Raw genomic sequence first — 18,726 nt, forward strand, 5'->3', positions numbered from 1 at the left:
CACATGGCGGAAGCGGTGGCACACCGGGAGGAGAAAAGCGGGAACAGCGGCATGTGGCTGTCTCTTCTCGCCATCCTCTCAGGAACCTTCGTTGCGATTCTGAACAATAGCTTGATTAACGTTGCCCTGCCTGCCATGTCAATATTTTTGGTTCAAGTACTGAGACCATGCAGTGGGTATTGACCGGATATATGCTGGCAAACGCCGTCATGATTCCGATGAGCGGCTCGTTGTCTGCCAAATTCGGGGCGAAAAAAATATTTGTACTCTCCTTATCCGCGTTTACTTTTTCATCCATCCTTTGTTCCTTGGCGTGGAGTGACTCTTCGCTGATTGCTTTTCGCGTCGTGCAAGGTGTCAGCGGGGGGATGATCATGCCAATCGGGATGTCGATGATTTACATGATCGTTCCGCGTGAAAAGATCGGAATGGCATTGGGGATTTTCGGGATTGCTTCCATGACTGCCCCTGCGCTGGGTCCGACATTGGGTGGGTATCTCATCGAATTTTTAAGTTGGCAATTTCTTTTTCTGGTCGGTGTACCCTTTGGTATATTTGCGGTGATCATGAGTATCGTTTTGCTCAAGGAAACACCAAAAAAGCCAGAGTTGAAGTTCGACTTTTTGGGAGCGTTTCTTGCCATCGTCGGTTTCGGGACGCTGCTGCTCGCCTTAAGTAAAGGGCAAGCAGAGGGCTGGACCTCCTTTTTCATCGTCAGTTTGCTTTTCGTTGCCGTGATGAGCTTGATCCTGTTTGTTTGGGTGGAACTGGGGAAAGAAAGTCCGCTGCTCGATCTGCGGCTTTTGAAGATTCCTACCTTCACCATCAGTATTTTGACTTCCGGCTTCGTCATGATGGGGATGATGGGTGGTATCTTCCTGATGCCGATCTTCCTCCAGAACATTCAGGGATTGACGGCTATGGAGTCAGGACTCCTGTTGATGCCGCAGTCGATTGCTATGGCGATCATGATGCCAATCAGCGGGAAGCTGATGGATAAATACGGGATCGGACCGATTGGATTAATCGGCTTGACCATCATGAGCATCACGACGTATGAACTGCACAATCTATCTGCTGACAGCATGCACGCGTGGATCGATATGATCTTGACCATTCGCGGGATTGGAATCGGTTTGTGCATGATGACGCTGTCTACTGTAGGGATGAACGCCGTTCCGCGTGCAAGTGTGGGGGATGCTTCTCCGCTGTCCAACGTATTGCGTCAGGTCATGAGCTCGTTTGCCATTGCGATTTTGACAGTAATCATGCAGGCACGTCAAAATTTCCATATGGCTTCAATCTCTGACAACTTGAATACGGATATGGCGATGCAGTTTATCAGTGGCATTTCAGGAATGTATGCACAAGTAGGGGTAGATGCGGCGAGTGCAACAGGGGGAGCCAGCGCGATTTTGTACGGAATGATGGCAAAAGAATCGTTGGTCCAAGGCATCGGGGATACTTTCCTCGTCTCAGTTATCCCTATTGTCCTCTCGATTCCACTCCTGTACTTCCTGCATAAAAAGCCGAAAAAAGCGCAACAGGTTCCAGCAACCGAAAAGGCAACAGCCTAATAGCAAGGGGCAATTCCGCAAGTCTTATCGAAGACTTCTCAGGAATTGCCCCTTTTGCCTGTTAGGACATCATTTTAAATAACCAGTACAAAATCCGTCCTACGATGTAGCCAAGAAGAATTGTCCAGCCAATCTTCGCCCAAATACTCAGTCCCTTGACGAATTCACGCAAGCTTTTTCGGTTCTCCGGTTGCTTGTTCAATGGAGGACACTCCTTTAGCAGGTTGGTTAAAACGAATGAACACATAAATGCCGGCGATAATGATCAAGCCGCCGATCCATTGCGGAGGCGTTACCACTTCACCCAAGATGAAGTAAGCGAGAATCGCAGTCCCGATCGGTTCTCCCAAAATCCCCATGGATATCGTCGTCGTATTGAGCCATTTAATAATCCAGTTAAAAATAGAATGTCCAAGCAAGGTCGGGAACAGGGCGAGACAGAAGAACCAGCCCCAATCCGCCGCAGGGTAACCGACGAGCGAATAGCCGAGGGCCAGATCATAGGCGACCAGAATCACGCTGGTGGCCGTATAGACGACGAGTGTATAGGAAAAGGAGGACATATGCTGGCGAACGTACTGTCCGACCAGCCAGTAGCCCGTCACGGTGACAGCTCCCATCAATGCGAGGAAATCACCCCACAGAGCCATGCCGCCTACTTGAAAATCTCCCCAGCCAATCACGAAGCTTCCCGCAATCGCCAGCAAGCCGCCGGTTAGAGCCAGAAATCGAACTTTTTCACCAAAAAAGAAATAACCGCCGATGAATGCAAATAATGGCTGCAAGGTAACGAGCACAGTAGAACTGGCTACAGACGTGTAGTTCAGCGATTCAAACCACAACAGAAAATGGCTTGCCAAAAAAGCTCCGGATAAAATACAGAGTAGCCACACTTTTTTGGATATTTTTCCAATCTCTGCGATGGCGCCACGATTCCAGAATAAAAAAGGAAGCGTTAAGAGAACAGAAAAAATCAGGCGATACGTAGCGATAATCGGAGCAGGCGCATCCGATAGCTTTACAAAGATCGCAGAAGAGGAAATGGCGATCACCCCGATTAAAAGAGCCAAATACGGGGGGAATAACGGTTTTTCCAAAGATTGATTCATCAGTACACCTTCTTATGCGGGAAAGGTCATGTTTCATTATTGTAATTGTACAGTTGGATTAAAAAATTCACAATGTTATGTGTACCTCGCCGCTTGAAAGGTTTCTTTTCAATCCGGTTATCCTACTGGCATGAGACACTTACAGGCTTTTTTCCGTATCGCTGCTTTCATACTTATCCTCATCTGTATCCCGACGCGAAGCGAGGCTTTGCCGCTCACCCCATTCCACATTTTGATTGATGTAGGTCATGGGGGTGTAGATTCGGGAACTTCTTATGGGGATTTGTACGAAAAAGACATCAATCTGCAAATTGCCAAGCAACTATACCAACAGTTGACAGAAGCTGGCTATACGGTGGCCTTGAATCGGAACAAGGATATCGCACTGAGCGATGAGAATCGGTGGTTGGACAACCGATCGAGGCATATTCGGGATTTGGCGCAGCGGAAGAATTTGGCGAAAGAGATCGGTCCCCAGATGTTGCTCAGCCTGCATGTAAACTGGGCGTCTAATCCGCGGAGACGGGGTGCCATTCTCTTGTACCAAGATACCGAACAAAGCTATATGCTGGCAGAACTGCTGCAAAACTCGCTGAACAAGCTGACAGGGACGAACAACCAACCAGTCAGGGGGAAGACGTACTACATGTTGCGTCATAACTACTGTCCGTCTGTCATCGTGGAGATGGGTTTTATCAGCAATGGGCATGACCGCGAAATGTTAACGAATCCCAAAGCACAAGAAAAAATCGCTCAGGCCATTACAGAAGCCGTGAGCGAATACGTAAAGCGGTCGGGAAATCTGAAAACGGAGGCTAGCGTGCAGGAGAGCTGGTGGCGAAGATTAATGAGCAGTTTGCTGGATAAGCTTTGAAATGGTTACAAATTCGGCCTCCTTCTGAATTCGCGGGATGTACTGGCGCAGAACGGAGGCTGTTTTCTTGCCAGGAGGCCCAACATGGCCTATCGCGATACATAAGGGATGGTTGTGGATTCGTTTGCAGACGAGCTCCATTTGCTTCGTAATATGTGGGACAGAGTACACGTCATCGAGAAAAATTTGATTCACGGCATGGGGCACGCCCATTTCAGCCGCTATTTTCGCCGCCACGCTTTTATCAGTGGTCTTGCTATCCAGGTAAATGAGCCCACGCTCCTTGACGACCTTCATGATGATGCGCATAATTCGCTCGTCAGCTGTTATTTTTGAGCCCATATGGTTGTTCATGCCAATCGCATGTGGCACATCGGCAATCGCTTTTTCCACGCGACTGCGAATCTCATCGTCGGACAGATCAGCCGTAATGGCTCCAGGACCCAGCCAGGAGCGTTTTCCTTTCATCGGCTCCATCGGCATGTGAACGAGTACATCATGTCCTTTTTGATGGGCGAGCTCGGCATCCTGCTTGGTGCTTGGCAGAAACGGCATGACGGCAACAGTGAGAGGGACTGGCATCGATAATATTTCCTCCGTGCCTTGCATGTTGTTCCCGAAGTCATCGATGACAAATGCCATCAGCTTTTTGCCTGCGGGCTCGACCTCTGCATGTGGGGTCGCAGTTGCTGGTATTGATCCGAAGGAAAGAAATAGCGTGAGCAAGATCGGAATCATTTTCCTCGCATTCATAGGATCACCTTCCTTGTCCAATTTTTCCATAGTCTGTTCAATCACCTTGTTCTTTACCCGCCATATCTACGGCTTGGCTTTGATGTTTGCCCTATGTTACGATTAAGGATAGTAGTTTTGTAACGAGAGGGGTCGAATTCCTTGAGTCATTTTGTGTTGATTGATGGAAACAGTGTTGCGAACCGGGCGTTTTATGCGCTCCCTTTATTGTCTACATCGGCAGGACTGCATACGAATGCAGTGCTGGGCTTTACGACTATGCTGTTAAAAGTGTTGGAGGAAATGAAGCCAACGCATATCATGGTTGCTTTTGACGCGGGAAAAGTCGTGTTTCGCCATAGCGAGTATGCAGAGTACAAAGGGGGACGCAGCAAAACTCCGCCGGAGCTGTCTGAACAGTTTCCATTGATTCGGGAGCTGTTGGATGCCTTCTCAATCAAACGCTTCGAGCTGGAAGGCTACGAGGCGGATGACATTATCGGTACGTTGACGAAGCAGGCAGATGGACAAGCTTGGAAAACGACTGTCATTACCGGAGACAAAGATATGCTGCAGCTCGTGTCTGAGCATGTATCCGTCGCTTTGACGCGAAAGGGTGTCAGCGAAATCGAGATGTACACTCCGGAAGAAATTCACGAAAAGTACGGCCTTAAGCCGCTGCAAATAATTGATCTGAAAGGCTTGATGGGCGATTCGTCCGACAACATTCCAGGTGTCCCTGGTGTCGGGGAGAAAACAGCGCTGAAGCTGCTGCACGAATACGGCTCTGTCGAGCAAGTTCTGGAAAACATCGATAAAGTCTCGGGCAAAAAGCTGCAAGAGAACCTGCGTGAGAATGTAGACAAGGCGAACATGAGTAAAGCCTTGGCAACCATTTTGCGTGAAGCGCCTGTGGAGCTGGATGTGCAAGAGACTGGCTATGAAGGCTATGATGGTGTACCCCTAAGTGAGTTCTTTAAAAAGATGGAGTTCAAATCGCTGTTGTCCAAGATCAAAGTGGCACAGCCAGCAGATGGAAGCGGACAAGCAGACGCAAAGCCGTTTTCGTTTGAGATGATTTCAGAGGAAAACAAAGCGGCGTTCGAGTCCAAGCTGACGTCGCCAATGGCTCTTTACATCGAAATGGACGGGGAAAACTATCACCATGCGCCATTCCTCGGAGTTGGACTGGCTGCGGAAGATACAGTGATGTTCGTTCCGTGGGACGTAGCCAAGGAATGGAAGGCACTCTGTGAGTGGCTAGCTGATCCGGCAAAGGAGAAGTGGGTATTTGACGGCAAGCGAGACACGGTTGGACTCGCTTGGCATGATTTGGCGATAAAAGGCATCAGCTTTGATGTGTACCTCGCTTCTTACTTGCTGAATGCGGCTGAGAGCAACCCGGCATTGGATAGCATTGCGGCACAATACGCACAGACACGGGTATTGTCAGATGAAGAGGTGTACGGCAAGGGTGCCAAGCGTCTTGTTCCTGAAATGGACGTCCTGAGCGAGCATGTGGCGCATAAAGCGGCTGCAATCTGGCAGAGTGTGCCTGTATTGCGCGAGCAGCTGGCGGAGAACGAAATGGAAAAGCTGCTCGGTGAATTGGAAGCCCCGCTGAGTATGGTACTGGCTCTCATGGAAAAGCAAGGCATAAAGGTAAACAGTGAACGCCTTGTGCAAATGGGGGAAGACTTGGATAAAAAGCTCGCGGGTCTGACAGATCAGATTTACGAGCTGGCGGGTGGAGCATTCAACATCAACTCGCCGAAGCAATTGGGTGAAATTTTGTTTGATCGCTTATCTCTGCCTGTATTGAAAAAGACCAAAACAGGTCCTTCTACCAGTGCAGATGTTTTGGAGAAGCTGGCCCCGTATCATCCGATCATCGATGCGATCCTGACCTTCCGTCAGCTCGGCAAGCTCCGTTCTACGTATATTGAGGGCTTGACCAAGGAAATCCATACGAAGACGAGCAAGGTGCATACGCTTTACAACCAAGCGACTACGGCGACAGGACGCCTGTCCAGTACGGACCCGAATCTGCAAAATATCCCGATCCGCATGGAAGAAGGACGCAAGATTCGCGAGGCGTTTATCCCGTCGGAGGACGGTTGGTACATGTTGGCGGCTGACTATTCCCAGATTGAGCTGCGGATTTTGGCCCACATTTCGAAAGACGAAAACTTGATTGACGCCTTCCAAAAGGGAATGGATATTCATACCCGCACCGCCATGGACGTATTTGGTGTTAGTGAGGAAGAAGTGACCTCGCTCATGCGCCGTCAGGCCAAAGCGGTCAACTTCGGGATCGTATACGGCATTAGCGACTACGGTCTGTCGCAAAACCTCAATATTACCCGCAAAGAAGCCGGTGACTTCATCGAGCGCTACTTCGATGTCTTCTCAGGTGTGAAGCGCTGGATGGACGAGATCGTCCAACAGGCGAAGGCGGATGGCTATGTGACGACCTTGTTGAACCGCCGCCGCTACCTGCCTGATATTCGCAGCAGCAACTTTAACCTGCGTTCGTTTGCCGAGCGTACTGCGATGAACACGCCGATCCAGGGTACTGCTGCCGATGTGATCAAGCTGGCGATGATTCGCATGCAGGAGGCACTCGAGGAGAAGGGTCTCGCTAGCCGCATGCTTTTGCAGGTGCACGATGAGCTTGTATTTGAAGTACCAGAAAATGAACTTGAGGTCATGCGCAAGCAGGTACCAGAAGTGATGGAGAGTGCGCTGTCCCTCAACGTGCCACTCAAGGTGGACGTCAGTGACGGACGTACTTGGTACGATGCGAAGTAGGCATGCCTAGAACATAAAAATGGATAGTCAGCGAGAGGAGGAGGGCATATGCCAGAATTGCCGGAGGTAGAAACCGTCGTACGGACTCTGCGAGGCTTGGTTATGGGAAAAACGATTGAGAGAGTAAGTGTTCATTTGGCGCGTATTGTGCGTCAGCCAGATGACGTGGAAGCTTTCAAATCTCTCTTGGTGGGACAAACCATTCAGGATATCCAACGGCGGGCAAAATTCATTCAGTTTTTCTTAAACGAGGATGTGCTCGTGTCCCATCTGCGTATGGAAGGGCGCTATGGCGTATATCAAGCGGATGATCCCGTTGAGAAGCATACCCATGTCGTCTTCCATTTTACAGACGGAACGGAGATGCGTTATCGAGATGTTCGCCAGTTCGGGACGATGGATTTGTTTCCTAAGGGGAAGGAAACAACTGTCGGACCTTTGGCAAAACTGGGAGTAGAACCGCTAGATAAGAGTTTTACTCCTGAAGTTTTGGGGAAATTGTTAAATGGACGGTCAACAAAAATTAAGCCGCTTCTCCTAAACCAGGAATGTATTGTAGGGCTGGGGAATATTTATGTGGACGAGTCACTATTTAAAGCAGGCATTCATCCGGAGAAACCGGCAGGAAAGCTGACAGATAAAGAAGTTATCCGACTGCACGAGAGCATCGTCTCTACCTTGCAAGAAGCGGTAGAACAAGGTGGTAGCTCCATCAAGTCGTATGTGAACGGACAGGGCGAGATGGGAATGTTCCAGCAATCTCTATTAGTTTATGGACGAAAAGATGAGGCTTGTACGAAGTGCGGGGCGGAAATCATTCGGTTTGTAGTTGGCGGCAGAGGGACGCATATTTGCCCAGACTGCCAAAAGAACCAGTTATAACAGTTCGACCAAGGGAGGAGGATGGGCATGATACTAGGATTAACAGGCGGAATTGCCACTGGGAAAAGCACGGTGACAGGTATGCTTCGAGAGCGCGGAATTCCTGTCATTGACGCTGACCAAATCGCCAGAGAGGTCGTAGAACCAGGTAAAGTAGCCTATGAAGCGATCGTGCGCCATTTTGGAAGAGAAATCCTATTGGAAGATGGTCAAATTGATCGAAAAAAACTAGGTGAGATCGTGTTTTCGGACGAGTCCGAGCGTCAAAAGCTGAACACCATCGTCCATCCCGAGGTACGCCGCGTTATGCGGGAAGAGGCAGAAGCAGCGGAAGCGAATGGAGCCGAGATCGTCTTTATGGACATTCCTTTGCTGTATGAGAGCAAGCTTACGCATATGGTAGAAAAAATTGTGGTCGTCTATGCGCCCTACGAGATGCAATTGGCGAGAATGCTGGAGCGCGACGAATTGGAAGAAGAACAAGCACGAAAAAGACTGCGGGCGCAGTTTCCCATTGATCAGAAGAAGCAGGGCGCAGACTTTTTGATCGATAATTCTGGTTCGCGTGAAGAAACCGAGCGTCAAGTGGAGGCTGTATTGGCCGCGATTCGATCGGAGCGTCAATCATGAGTTTTGGCAAACGTGCAGCATTGATCTTGCTCGTTTTGGCGAGTGTATTTCTGCTGCTAAACACGCCATTGGTGTGGAAATGGATGTACCCGATCAAATATGAGCAACAGATTGTGACGGCTGCACTGAAATATGAGGTGGACCCTCATTTGGTATTGGCCGTCATTCGTTCCGAGAGTGGGTTTGCGACAGATCGCGTTTCGAAAAAAGGTGCGGTCGGGCTCATGCAAATCATGCCGGAAACAGCGCAGTGGATCGTCAAGGAGGCAGGTTTCCGTCCAAGGATAGTCAATACTTGTACGACCCTGTCATGAACATCGAGATTGGGACATGGTATCTCGATTTTTTGCTGTCCCGCTATGATGGGGATATTGTCAAAGTCATCGCAGCCTACAACGCCGGTCCGGGCAAAGTAAACGGATGGCTCGCGAGTGAGCAATGGAACGGAACTCGAGGGACGATTGAGGACATTCCATATGGGGAGACCCGTCAATATGTCCAGCGAGTGCTCTATTATCATGATCGTTACAAAAATATATACGACTTTCAATTACGTTAAAAATCATGAAAAGCCGCTTCTCTTATGATAAGAGAGCGGCTTTTTCCTCTTTTTTTGGGTAGGGTAAATCGTCCAAATATTTATTTTTCAGTAAAACACATTGATAATTGTGTCATACTTATTATAATAAAAGTATCAGATAAGCGTAACTCAATTCGGAAGGGGTTTCTATATATGACAATTAAAATCGGTATTAATGGTTTCGGACGTATTGGCCGCATGGTATTCCGCCGCGCTATTCAGGACCCCAACATTGAAATCGTTGCAATCAACGCCAGCTATCCAGCGGAGACGCTTGCACATTTGTTGAAATATGACACGATCCACGGACGCCTGCAAAATAAAGTGGAAGTCCAAGACAACAAGATTATCGTAGATGGAAAAGCAACAGTTGTTCTGTCAGACCGTGATCCGCTGAAGCTGCCTTGGGGTGACCTCGGAGTAGAGATCGTCGTAGAAGCTACAGGCAAGTTCAACAATCGCGAAGGCGCTGGCAAGCACCTGCAAAGCGGTGCGAAAAAAGTTGTGATTACAGCACCTGCGAAAGAAGAAGACGCTACGATCGTGATGGGTGTAAACGAAGGCATCTACGACCATGCCAATCACCACATTATCTCCAATGCTTCTTGCACGACCAACTGTCTCGCTCCAGTGGCGAAAGTCCTCAATGAAGCATTCGGAATCGAGCAAGGTCTCATGACGACCATTCACTCGATCACAAACGACCAAGTGAACATCGACAACCCGCACAAAGACCTGCGTCGTGCTCGTGCAGCTGGCGAGTCCATCATTCCAACGACGACAGGAGCTGCTCGTGCAGTAGGAATTGTTCTGCCAGAATTGAATGGCAAGCTGAACGGTTTTGCCTTGCGCGTACCGACTCCAAACGTTTCTGTAGTAGACTTGGTGATCAATACGAAGAAGTCTGTTACTTTGGACGAAGTAAACCGTGTCCTGCGTGAAGCGAGCGAAGGCAGCCTGAAAGGTTACCTCGAGTTCTGTGACGAGCCGCTCGTATCCAGCGATTTCAATGGCAACGATCACTCCTCGATCATCGACGGTCTGTCTACGATGGTAATGGGAGACAATCAGGTGAAAGTGATTGCTTGGTACGATAACGAGTGGGGCTACTCCTGCCGTGTCGTAGATCTGGTTCGCCACGTATCCGAGCAGAACAATCAAGCTGCAACTAAAGAAGCAGCAGCTGTGGGCGTAAAATAAGTAGCATAAACAAACCCCCTTTGCCGATTTCGAGCAAAGGGGGTTTTGCGTTGCTTCGTATTTACGATAAGGTAGAAGATTAATCTAATGAGTTCACGTTAAACAGATCATCATCTTCAAAGCCGACAATAAATAGTCGGATGTTCGTCTTGAGATCGAGGTCATAAGGGCTAGGGACGTCGTTTCCTCGGCCGTCTTTTATCACACGTACAGTAGGACGATGTGAATAATCCGGATCAACCCGACTCACTACCCCGACTTCACCGGTGTTCAAAACGACGCTGCTTCCAATCGGGAAGATAGCAATGTGTTTGATAAAGGAGCTTACTAGATGATGCTCGAACAGCGTACCACCAGAGCCTAGCAGGTACTCGATAGCATCCTGTGGCATGTAGCGCTTGCGCCATGGACGTGGGGAAGTCAATGAGTCATAAATATCACAGAGGCCGACAATTTGTGCGAATTCGTGAATTTGCTTGCCGGATAATCCCTGTGGATAGCCGCTTCCATTTAGTCGTTCATGGTGCTGCAAGCAGACGTGTGCTGACAAAAGCGAAATGTCATGCTGCTTACGTAACAAATTAAAGCCAAGCATCGTATGCTGTTTGGCGATTTCCTTCTCTTCGTCCGTCCAACGCTCTGTTTTTTGCAACATCTCCTCAGGCAGGCTCACTTTGCCGATATCGTGCAGCATGGCCCCTATCCCTAGGTTCATGAGCTGAGTGCGATTATAGCCGAGAGACATACCCACAGCAGTCGCCAGCACGGCCACATTCACAGAGTGATGGTATAAGGATGGCGAATGAGAAGAGATTGTCGTCAAATGTCCAACCATTTGCTTGTTTTGCATCAGGTCGTCCAAGATAGAACTAAAGGCACGCTGAAAATGAAGGCCCATTTCTTTTAAGGAAATTTTCCGGGCCAGCTTGTTTGAGTTTGTAATTTGTTTGATCGTCTTCTCGATCACTTCCACAGCTACTTGTCTGGTTTGTGGGCGAATCACTTCTTCTACAACGATATCATTGGTAAGGGGATCATCGATATACACCGAATCAACCTTAGCTCGCTCTAATCCGGAAATGAGTCGTTCCGTTAATTCCATACCGGTTCCAAGCAGCACCTTTCCATCTTCTGTGAAGACTGTACGTCCCAATTTCATTCCAGGTTGTAGTTGTTTTAAAGATACTAAACGCATGACTATCCCTCCAACAGTATCATAATTGTACTCCATTCGACTTATGCTTTAAATAGGTACAAGGATTGACTTGACTTATGACAGGAATATGAGGGACACTGTAGACAAGTATTGTCAGTATTGGAGTTGATTCTGATATGCGTTGTCCATTTTGCGAATATAATGGGACTAGAGTCCTGGATTCACGTCCTTTCAATCATAATAAATCTATTCGTCGTCGCCGTGAGTGCGAAGCCTGCGAACGCCGTTTTACTACCTTTGAAATGGTAGAAGAAACACCTTTGTTAATTGTGAAAAAGGACGGAACACGCGAGGAATTCAGTCGAGACAAGATATTGCGCGGGTTGGTGCGCGCTTGCGAAAAGCGTCCCGTACCGTTGGAAGTGCTCGAAAATGTAGTGAACGACATTGAAAAAGAATTGCGTAGCTGCGGACAAGCAGAGATTCCTAGCAATGATGTTGGGGAGAAGGTCATGGAGCGTTTATACCATGTCGATGAGGTCGCCTATGTACGCTTCGCCTCTGTATACCGCCAATTCAAAGATATCAATGTATTTATGAAAGAGCTAGAGGAGCTTTTGGCTCAAGCGCGAAATAGCTCGTTTCCAAAAGAATAGATAAGCGTTTTCTATCAGACTCGCAACTTCTCTCACACGCTCTTGCGGCCGATCCGCCAGGGCTTCTTTGGCTTTCCAGCTGATTTTTCCGCGAATGAATGGGTAGTCGTGCTATAATAAAAGAATCGAATTTTGTCAGGAAGGAAAGATCTGATGCGTCGTTTAGTTTGGAACGAGTTGTTGCCGAAGGATCGTTATCTGGTGCGGATGGCAAGACCGATTGGCTTTGCCGAAATGGGCTTTGTTACGCAGCTATACTTGCCGATCATCGGTGTCGAATCGTACGCTTTCTACCAACTGCTCGTCCATGGCGTGCAGGAGGTGAGCGGCGCCTCCTCGGAGGGGACCCATCGCAGTTTGATGCTGACGACTTCGCTTTCTCTGGATCGGCTATTGGATGCGCGTGAACGTCTGGAGGCAATCGGGCTAGTCGAGGTGCGCCGCAGGGAAAATCAGCAGCGTGACTATTATTACGAGTATTTGATCAAACCGCCGCTTAGTCCGGCTGAGTTTTTTGCCGACTACGTACTGTCGTTGATGTTGTTAAACAAAATCGAAAACGTTCGCTATTCGCAACTGCGCCAGCATTATGCAGATACGCTTGGCAGTCAGTTGGATCAAGAATACTCCATCGTGGAAAACGTCACGAAAGACTTCCATGATGTATTCCAGTCGTTGAAACAATCAGAGCTGGAAGTGAAAAAAGGCTCGGAGCGGGATCAGTTTTTAACAGAGATGGACACCAGCTTCCCGCAAGCGCCGATGAAATCTGGCTACGAGGCACAGGTTAACCATTCGTTGAGTGTGTCGTCCTTGCGCCTGTACTTGCCGGATAATGCCGACTCGGTCAAAGTTTTGGAAGGCAAGAGCATGGAGCTGTTGTTCTCGTTGTGCCATTTCTATCAGCTGGACAGCTGGGGGATGGGGCAGGAGCTGCGTGATTGGACGCTGTACAAATCGGATCGGAGTTTGGACGGAGAAGTTTTGCGCAAGCGTTTGGTGCAACGCTACACGGAAGACAAGCTATACCGAACTGCGCCTGCAACTGACACGGCAGAGGATGACTTTGGACCGGGGCGCTTGCCTGAGCCTGGCAGCGAAGCCTTTATCCGTGCTTGTCGCCAGTTATCTCCGGTGACCCTGTTGGAAAAGGTCGTTGGTGGCAGAATCAGCAAGGTGTTTTTGGAACGGGCTGAAACGCTAGTTTTTGCGGATGGGATGCAGCCAGAAGTCGTCAATGCGCTGCTGCTCCATACGTTAGCCAGCATGCAAATGGAGCTGCCAAAAGCGTACATGGAGACGATTCGTGATAGCTGGAAAGCCAAGCGGATCGCGACAGTTGACGAGGCAGTCAAGCAGATCCTCGAGCGTGCGGATCAACGGGCACAAACAGCCGAGAAGGCAAAGGCGGGCAAGAAGGAATCTGCTCCTGTCAGACGGAACGGTAGAGCCATCTTGCAGGACAAGCTGCCGGCATCTGTTGAGTGGCAGCTGTCGCAGGAGAAAACCGCATCGGACGCTGAAAAGAAACAGTCCATTCAGGATTTTCCAGATTTGCAGAAAAGACTGGAAACCTTGCGAAAACGGAAATAAGGAGTGTGAGGGAACGTGGAATCTATCAGTGAGTTCATGCAAGAGCTGGCCAAACGGACACCGCGTCAGTTGCTGACACCGGATCAGCAGTTAGATAAAATGTTCCGTTCGTCCGCGTATTTAAAAGCATTTCAACAAGAGCATCCCGAATTGACTCGAGACGATTACCTCCGCTCGCTCTCTAACATTTATACGGCAGTCAAGGAGCAGTATTGGTGTGAGCGTTGTCCGGGTCTTGGCGAGTGCCCGAATTTGGTCAAGGGTCATAGCACTCAATTGGAGCTGGCTCACCAACATATTATTAGCTCGATGACGCCCTGTTCCAAGCAACTGTCGCACGAGGAAGAGATTCGCCGCCGCCGACTGATGCGCAGCTATTACGTTTCCGAAGAGACCTTGAACGCGAGCTTTGAGGGCTTGGTCATTGACTCCGGGAATTTGGCTACAGTAGACGCTGCGATTCAGTTCTGTGAAAAAGTCGGAACAGGCGAGCGGGTAAAAGGGCTTTATCTGCACGGTCCGTTTGGTGTTGGAAAAAGCTACATCATGGGAGCAATCGGTCGCGAGCTCTCGGAGCGTAATGTCGCTTCTTTGCTGGTTTATGTGCCGGACTTTATCCGGGAGATGAAGGATTCCATCTCGGATCAATCGTACGCAGGGAAGCTGGAATTACTGAAGGAAGTACCTGTACTGATCCTCGATGATATCGGTGCGGAGAACTTGACGCCATGGGTTCGGGACGAGATTTTGGGGGTTATCTTGAATCAGCGGGCAAACAACCATTTACCTACGTTGTTTACTTCGAATTACGCGCTGAATGAACTGCAAGAGCATTTGTCTATCTCCAACGGAAATCGGATCGAACAAACAAAAGCGGCTCGCATCATGGAGCGAATCCGCCATTTTGTCGATGTGTATGAAATTTTACGCGAGAACCACCGTTCCTAGTACTTGTGTCCAGAGGCGAGAGAGCTCCCAATGCGTGAGTGCGAGTACTTCTCTCGCCTTATGATACGGTCCAAACAGGACGTGTGACGTCGTCCCGACAGGTGAGGCGACAATTCCCAGTGAATCAGCCATGACCATTGCACGGGCCAAATGATAGTCGTGGCTGATGATCAGGGCGTCTTGTATATGATGTTCCTCCATGACCTGCTGGCCGTACAGCAGGTTTTCGTATGTGCTGGTAGACTTGCTTTCTAGCAAAATGTCCTCTTCTGGAATTCCTTTGGCAACCAAGTAATTTCTGCTCACAGCAGCTTCCGTGATCGACTTTCCTTCACCAAGGCCGCCTGTGACCAACAGCTTCGATACATAACCTTCTTCATACAGAGTCGCCGCCTGCTCCAGACGTTCACGCAGACCAGGACTAGGTCCCTCACCCCAGACAGCTGCACCGAGGACAATGCCGACGGTTGCGTGTCGAGCGTTGGCTCCCTCAATCGTCTGTTCGATGCGGTACCAGTTGTAGCCCGACCATAGTAGACCTAGCAGCATGATAATCCCCAACACTATCCATAACCCGCGCCAGCAAGGACGCTGTACGTTTGTCTTTCGATTTTTCATTTTTCGAAATCTCCCTCGTAGTCGCTCTCTTTATTTAGACGTTTAAAATGGGAGCTAGTTACAAAGCTTGACACATGCCTGACACGAAAAACTAGTAAATTGTTTCTTGCTCTTTGCCGATATAGTAATGGTGGAATGGTTTCGAAGAACAGCAAATTTCATACTTGCGAGGGAGGCTAGCAATGTTCTGGAAAAAAACGATGCTCTTGTTTCTGGCCGTCCTGCTATTAGTGGGGACTGGAAACGCAGGGGTAGGATTGGCTGCCGATGAAATCAGCCGACTCGTTCTGTCCAAGAACGAGGTAACATTGGAAAATGGAGATTCTACCAACCTGACGGCTACCGCTATTTATGTGAGCGGAAAAACGGAAGACGTCACTGTCAAGACAGAATGGACGACACAGGATGCGAATATCGCTTCTGTTTATGCCGGACAGATCACAGCCAAATCGGTAGGGAAATCTACCATTACAGCTACTTACATGGGTAAGCCTGTTGTAGTGGGTGTGAATGTAACCAAAAAGGTAAAGGCACTGACAACCGAAGATCAAACGTTGAACGTGAGAATTGGCAACACGGAAAATGTAAAGCTGACAGCTGTATACAGCGATGGAACAACAGAAGACGTAACGACTAAAGCAGACTGGTCCATCGATAAACCTTCGATTGCGACAGTAGTAAATGGAGCAATCAAAGGTCTGATTTCAGGATCAGGTACAGTGACAGCAAAATTCGGTAGCCAGACGACAACAATCTCTGTAAACGTCGAGATCGCCCACAGACTGGAGCCTAACAAAAACCAGGTTTCACTCTTGGTGAATGGCGAAGAAACAATCAAGCTCAAGGCCATTTTCCCGGATGGAAGTGTAACGGAAGACGTCTCCGACAAGGCTGAATGGTCTTCAGACAATACCGCTGTAGCCGATGCGCTCAAAGGCAAGATCAAGGCTTATGGCGCGGGTACAGCAACCATTACGGCGAAGTATGGAACAAAAACAGCGACGATCAAAGTCGATGTGGATACAACGCAAAAGCTGGACCTAAACAAGCAAAACATTTTCATGAATGTGGGCAAGGAAGAAGACATCGAGCTGAAAGCAACTTATGCCAACGGCGGTGGCTCCACAGTAGTGAACGATAAGGCCGAATGGTCCTCCGATCGCGAGGATGTTGCATACTACAGCAATGGGAAAATCCACGCGGTGAAGTCCGGTGAAGCCGTGATTACTGCCAAGTACGGAAACAAATCCGTACAGGTACGCGTAGATGTAGAAGTACCTCGTTCCTTGGATATCGTTCCAGCCTTCCTGACGATGAAAAGCGGGGATAAGAAAGACGTGACTGTTAACGCGTCCTACGCGAACGGTACAAGAGAAGATATCACTTCAAAAGTAGAGTGGTCTTCGGACAATGCAGATGTCGTATTTGCAAGCGGCAATACCGTATCCGCCTACAAGGCTGGAACGGCGAATGTAACCGCTAAATACGGCGGAAAAACAGCGACACTGGTTGCCGATGTAGATGTACCGCAAAACTTGTCCGCAGATATCACGACAGTAGCGATCCCAGTGGGTGGCGCGAAGCAAGTGACGGTAAAGGCTTCGTATCCAGGTGGAAGTACAACTGCTGAAGATGTCACACAAAAAGTCGTTTGGTCATCCAGTGCACCTAACGTAGCAAGCGTGCGTCAAGGCTTGATCACAGGTGTGTCGACAGGTGCAGCGACTGTAACAGCAACATACGGAACACGGACAGTGAACATTTCCGTATCCGTTGGCGTCATGCAGACATTGACGGTAGACAAGAAAAAGATCGTGCTTGGCAATGGTAAGTCCGACACCGTTAAGCTGACAGCAGCTTACGCAGATGGAACAACCAAGGATGTAACAGATACAGCGACATGGAGCACCGCTTCTGCTGCTGTAGCAGAAGTCATGAACGGGAAGATCACGGCGACAGGAGCAGGGAAAACGACCATAACAGGTACCTTCGATGGCAAGTCGGTTACGATTGCAGTAGAAGTAGACCAAGCGACGAATCTCTCTGTTGATCCTCGCATGCTGATTCTGAACGTCAATGAATCAAAAGAAATCAAGCTGAATGCAACAGACTCCGCTGGCAATTCGGACAATGTGACCAGCGATGCAGAATGGTCCTCGTCCGCACTGAAAGTAGCGGATGTGGTAAACGGCCGCGTAACAGGTCTCTCAAACGGACGTGCGACGATCACCGCGAAATACGGCGGTAAATCGATCAGCATCCCGGTAGAAGTCGGAATCGTGAGCAAGCTGGAAGCAAACAAGCGCTTCGTATCTACGAAGTCGAACAGCAACGTACAAGTAACCTTGACAGCTACCTTCTCAGATGGCCGCACCATGGATGTTACCAATCTGGCTGACTGGAAGACGAGCAACTACAAGGTAGCAGATGTAACCAAAGGTCTCGTTACAGGACGCGCCTACGGCAAAACGACGGTTACAGCGAGATACAACGACAAGAGCGTGTCCATCCCAGTCGATGTTGATATGTTGAAATACTTGAAGACAAATGTAGTCCAGCTCGTGATGAGTAAAGGCGAAGTGAAACAAGTGAGCGCCATCGCTACGTACATGGATGGCTCTGAGGAAGATGTCTCCAAGCCAGCTCTCTGGACCACTTCTCGTCTGTTGGTGGCCGATGTGAAAGACGGCGTGATCAAGGCGACAGGGTCGGGTAAAGCGACGATTTATGTGCAATATGGTGGGAAGAAGACACCGATTGTGGTGACGGTGAGATAGTAGATTGATAGGGAAAAGAGAGGAGCCAACCGGTGGAGATCGGTTGGCTTTTTTTGTCTGGACTTTAGGCTTATAAAAACTAAAAAAGCCACCTTTTACAGGTGACTTGAGCGTTCTAAATTATGGTGGAGCCAAGGGGGATCGAACCCCTGACCTCTTGACTGCCAGTCAAGCACTCTCCCAGCTGAGCTATGGCCCCACGAATATTTAAATACTATCATATGATGAATAGATAGTCAATAGTAAGGTGCTTACTATTGAGCATATGGAGTCTACTGACCAAAGCAAACTCTTTTCATATATTTGTCCGTATAATCGCATGTGGGGAGAGTAATACACGGAGCAGGATAGTTGAAAAAGGAAATGTAATTCACATTAATTATACGAAGTCAAATCAAGTGGGAGATGTCGAATTTAAACTTAATAACAACCTATAATTTATGATGTTATTATAACTATTAACCATTTAGATAGGAGAAATTATGAGAAGTTATAAAATAGCTTATATAAGTACTTTTATTATATTTTTATCAGGGTGTAATGCATTTTCCTCTCAAACAGAAGAACCCTTATAAACAATATT

At 48.6% G+C, this 18,726-nt stretch carries 14 protein-coding genes, 1 tRNA gene and 2 pseudogenes; 11 read left to right on the forward strand and 6 right to left on the reverse strand.

Annotated elements, in window-relative coordinates; all coding sequences use genetic code 11:
- The first annotated feature begins 3 nt into the window (after window positions 1–3).
- Window positions 4–1,577, forward strand: a pseudogene (locus ACQ5DJ_RS18685) (DHA2 family efflux MFS transporter permease subunit).
- Between the two features lie 61 nt (window positions 1,578–1,638).
- On the opposite strand, the gene ACQ5DJ_RS18690 reads toward ACQ5DJ_RS18685, so the two are convergent.
- Both ACQ5DJ_RS18690 and ACQ5DJ_RS18695 read right to left on the reverse strand, forming a co-directional pair.
- Window positions 1,639–1,779 carry a hypothetical protein gene (locus tag ACQ5DJ_RS18690; protein ID WP_157696726.1) on the reverse strand — a complete coding sequence of 47 codons (141 nt, stop codon included), beginning with the start codon at window positions 1,777–1,779 and terminating at the stop codon, window positions 1,639–1,641.
- Window positions 1,742–2,686, reverse strand: coding sequence for a DMT family transporter (locus ACQ5DJ_RS18695; protein WP_429843789.1), 945 nt, complete (start codon window positions 2,684–2,686; stop codon window positions 1,742–1,744). Before ACQ5DJ_RS18695 ends, ACQ5DJ_RS18690 begins: the two co-directional genes overlap by 38 nt.
- Before the next feature lie 130 nt (window positions 2,687–2,816).
- Here ACQ5DJ_RS18695 and ACQ5DJ_RS18700 point away from each other — a divergent pair, with 130 nt between their 5' ends.
- Complete coding sequence (locus ACQ5DJ_RS18700; protein WP_429843790.1) at window positions 2,817–3,560, forward strand: N-acetylmuramoyl-L-alanine amidase family protein; 744 nt, start codon at window positions 2,817–2,819, stop codon at window positions 3,558–3,560.
- Here the strand turns inward: ACQ5DJ_RS18700 and ACQ5DJ_RS18705 are convergent.
- A complete protein-coding gene (locus tag ACQ5DJ_RS18705; protein WP_429843791.1) occupies window positions 3,531–4,313 on the reverse strand; it encodes a divergent polysaccharide deacetylase family protein in 783 nt (260 codons plus the stop codon). The genes ACQ5DJ_RS18700 and ACQ5DJ_RS18705 overlap by 30 nt on opposite strands.
- Window positions 4,314–4,454: 141 nt before the next feature.
- On the opposite strand from ACQ5DJ_RS18705, the gene polA reads away from it, so the two are divergent.
- From polA to ACQ5DJ_RS18730, 5 genes and pseudogenes are all read left to right on the forward strand, one after another.
- Window positions 4,455–7,103: a DNA polymerase I gene (polA, locus tag ACQ5DJ_RS18710; RefSeq protein WP_429843792.1), complete on the forward strand. Its 2,649-nt coding sequence runs from the start codon at window positions 4,455–4,457 to the stop codon at window positions 7,101–7,103.
- A 48-nt stretch (window positions 7,104–7,151) separates the two neighbouring features.
- Window positions 7,152–7,985, forward strand: a complete 834-nt coding sequence (gene mutM, locus ACQ5DJ_RS18715) for a DNA-formamidopyrimidine glycosylase (protein WP_429843793.1) — start codon at window positions 7,152–7,154, stop codon at window positions 7,983–7,985.
- A 21-nt stretch (window positions 7,986–8,006) separates the two neighbouring features.
- Window positions 8,007–8,615 carry a dephospho-CoA kinase gene (gene coaE, locus ACQ5DJ_RS18720; protein ID WP_376894615.1) on the forward strand — a complete coding sequence of 203 codons (609 nt, stop codon included), beginning with the start codon at window positions 8,007–8,009 and terminating at the stop codon, window positions 8,613–8,615.
- A pseudogene (locus ACQ5DJ_RS18725) lies at window positions 8,612–9,174 on the forward strand (lytic transglycosylase domain-containing protein). The gene coaE and the pseudogene ACQ5DJ_RS18725 overlap by 4 nt, the downstream one beginning before the upstream one ends.
- A gap of 174 nt (window positions 9,175–9,348) precedes the next feature.
- On the forward strand, window positions 9,349–10,395 hold the full coding sequence (locus ACQ5DJ_RS18730; protein WP_429843794.1) for a glyceraldehyde-3-phosphate dehydrogenase: 1,047 nt from the start codon (window positions 9,349–9,351) through the stop codon (window positions 10,393–10,395).
- 79 nt (window positions 10,396–10,474) lie between these two features.
- Here ACQ5DJ_RS18730 and ACQ5DJ_RS18735 read toward each other — a convergent pair whose 3' ends face one another.
- Window positions 10,475–11,590 (reverse strand): HD-GYP domain-containing protein, encoded by a 1,116-nt coding sequence (locus tag ACQ5DJ_RS18735; RefSeq protein WP_429843795.1) that lies wholly within the window; start codon window positions 11,588–11,590, stop codon window positions 10,475–10,477.
- A gap of 137 nt (window positions 11,591–11,727) precedes the next feature.
- Between ACQ5DJ_RS18735 and nrdR the strand changes: the two genes are divergently transcribed.
- From nrdR to dnaI, 3 genes are all read left to right on the forward strand, one after another.
- On the forward strand, window positions 11,728–12,207 hold the full coding sequence (nrdR, locus tag ACQ5DJ_RS18740) for a transcriptional regulator NrdR (protein WP_012685137.1): 480 nt from the start codon (window positions 11,728–11,730) through the stop codon (window positions 12,205–12,207).
- 153 nt (window positions 12,208–12,360) lie between these two features.
- On the forward strand, window positions 12,361–13,800 hold the full coding sequence (locus ACQ5DJ_RS18745; protein ID WP_429843796.1) for a replication initiation and membrane attachment family protein: 1,440 nt from the start codon (window positions 12,361–12,363) through the stop codon (window positions 13,798–13,800).
- 15 nt (window positions 13,801–13,815) lie between these two features.
- Window positions 13,816–14,748, forward strand: a complete 933-nt coding sequence (dnaI, locus tag ACQ5DJ_RS18750; protein ID WP_144617152.1) for a primosomal protein DnaI — start codon at window positions 13,816–13,818, stop codon at window positions 14,746–14,748.
- Here dnaI and ACQ5DJ_RS18755 read toward each other — a convergent pair.
- Complete coding sequence (locus tag ACQ5DJ_RS18755; RefSeq protein WP_429843797.1) at window positions 14,725–15,366, reverse strand: YdcF family protein; 642 nt, start codon at window positions 15,364–15,366, stop codon at window positions 14,725–14,727. The genes dnaI and ACQ5DJ_RS18755 overlap by 24 nt on opposite strands.
- A gap of 182 nt (window positions 15,367–15,548) precedes the next feature.
- Between ACQ5DJ_RS18755 and ACQ5DJ_RS18760 the strand changes: the two genes are divergently transcribed.
- Window positions 15,549–18,143: an Ig-like domain-containing protein gene (locus ACQ5DJ_RS18760; RefSeq protein WP_429843798.1), complete on the forward strand. Its 2,595-nt coding sequence runs from the start codon at window positions 15,549–15,551 to the stop codon at window positions 18,141–18,143.
- Between the two features lie 123 nt (window positions 18,144–18,266).
- Here ACQ5DJ_RS18760 and ACQ5DJ_RS18765 read toward each other — a convergent pair.
- A tRNA-Ala gene (locus ACQ5DJ_RS18765) sits at window positions 18,267–18,342 on the reverse strand.
- Between the last annotated feature and the right edge of the window lie 384 nt (window positions 18,343–18,726).

Origin of the sequence: Brevibacillus sp. FIR094 (genome assembly GCF_050477165.1) — a bacterium.
GTDB lineage: Bacteria > Bacillota > Bacilli > Brevibacillales > Brevibacillaceae > Brevibacillus.

Excerpts from the sequence above, each read along its gene's own strand:
- ACQ5DJ_RS18695 (WP_429843789.1), bottom strand. The coding sequence starts at position 2,686 with ATGAATCAATCTTTGGAAAAACCGTTATTCCCCCCGTATTTGGCTCTT.
- ACQ5DJ_RS18700 (WP_429843790.1), top strand. The coding sequence starts at position 2,817 with ATGAGACACTTACAGGCTTTTTTCCGTATCGCTGCTTTCATACTTATC.
- ACQ5DJ_RS18705 (WP_429843791.1), bottom strand. The coding sequence starts at position 4,313 with ATGAATGCGAGGAAAATGATTCCGATCTTGCTCACGCTATTTCTTTCC.
- mutM (WP_429843793.1), top strand. The coding sequence starts at position 7,152 with ATGCCAGAATTGCCGGAGGTAGAAACCGTCGTACGGACTCTGCGAGGC.
- coaE (WP_376894615.1), top strand. The coding sequence starts at position 8,007 with ATGGGCATGATACTAGGATTAACAGGCGGAATTGCCACTGGGAAAAGC.
- ACQ5DJ_RS18730 (WP_429843794.1), top strand. The coding sequence starts at position 9,349 with ATGACAATTAAAATCGGTATTAATGGTTTCGGACGTATTGGCCGCATG.
- ACQ5DJ_RS18735 (WP_429843795.1), bottom strand. The coding sequence starts at position 11,590 with ATGCGTTTAGTATCTTTAAAACAACTACAACCTGGAATGAAATTGGGA.
- nrdR (WP_012685137.1), top strand. The coding sequence starts at position 11,728 with ATGCGTTGTCCATTTTGCGAATATAATGGGACTAGAGTCCTGGATTCA.
- ACQ5DJ_RS18745 (WP_429843796.1), top strand. The coding sequence starts at position 12,361 with ATGCGTCGTTTAGTTTGGAACGAGTTGTTGCCGAAGGATCGTTATCTG.
- ACQ5DJ_RS18755 (WP_429843797.1), bottom strand. The coding sequence starts at position 15,366 with ATGAAAAATCGAAAGACAAACGTACAGCGTCCTTGCTGGCGCGGGTTA.
- ACQ5DJ_RS18760 (WP_429843798.1), top strand. The coding sequence starts at position 15,549 with ATGTTCTGGAAAAAAACGATGCTCTTGTTTCTGGCCGTCCTGCTATTA.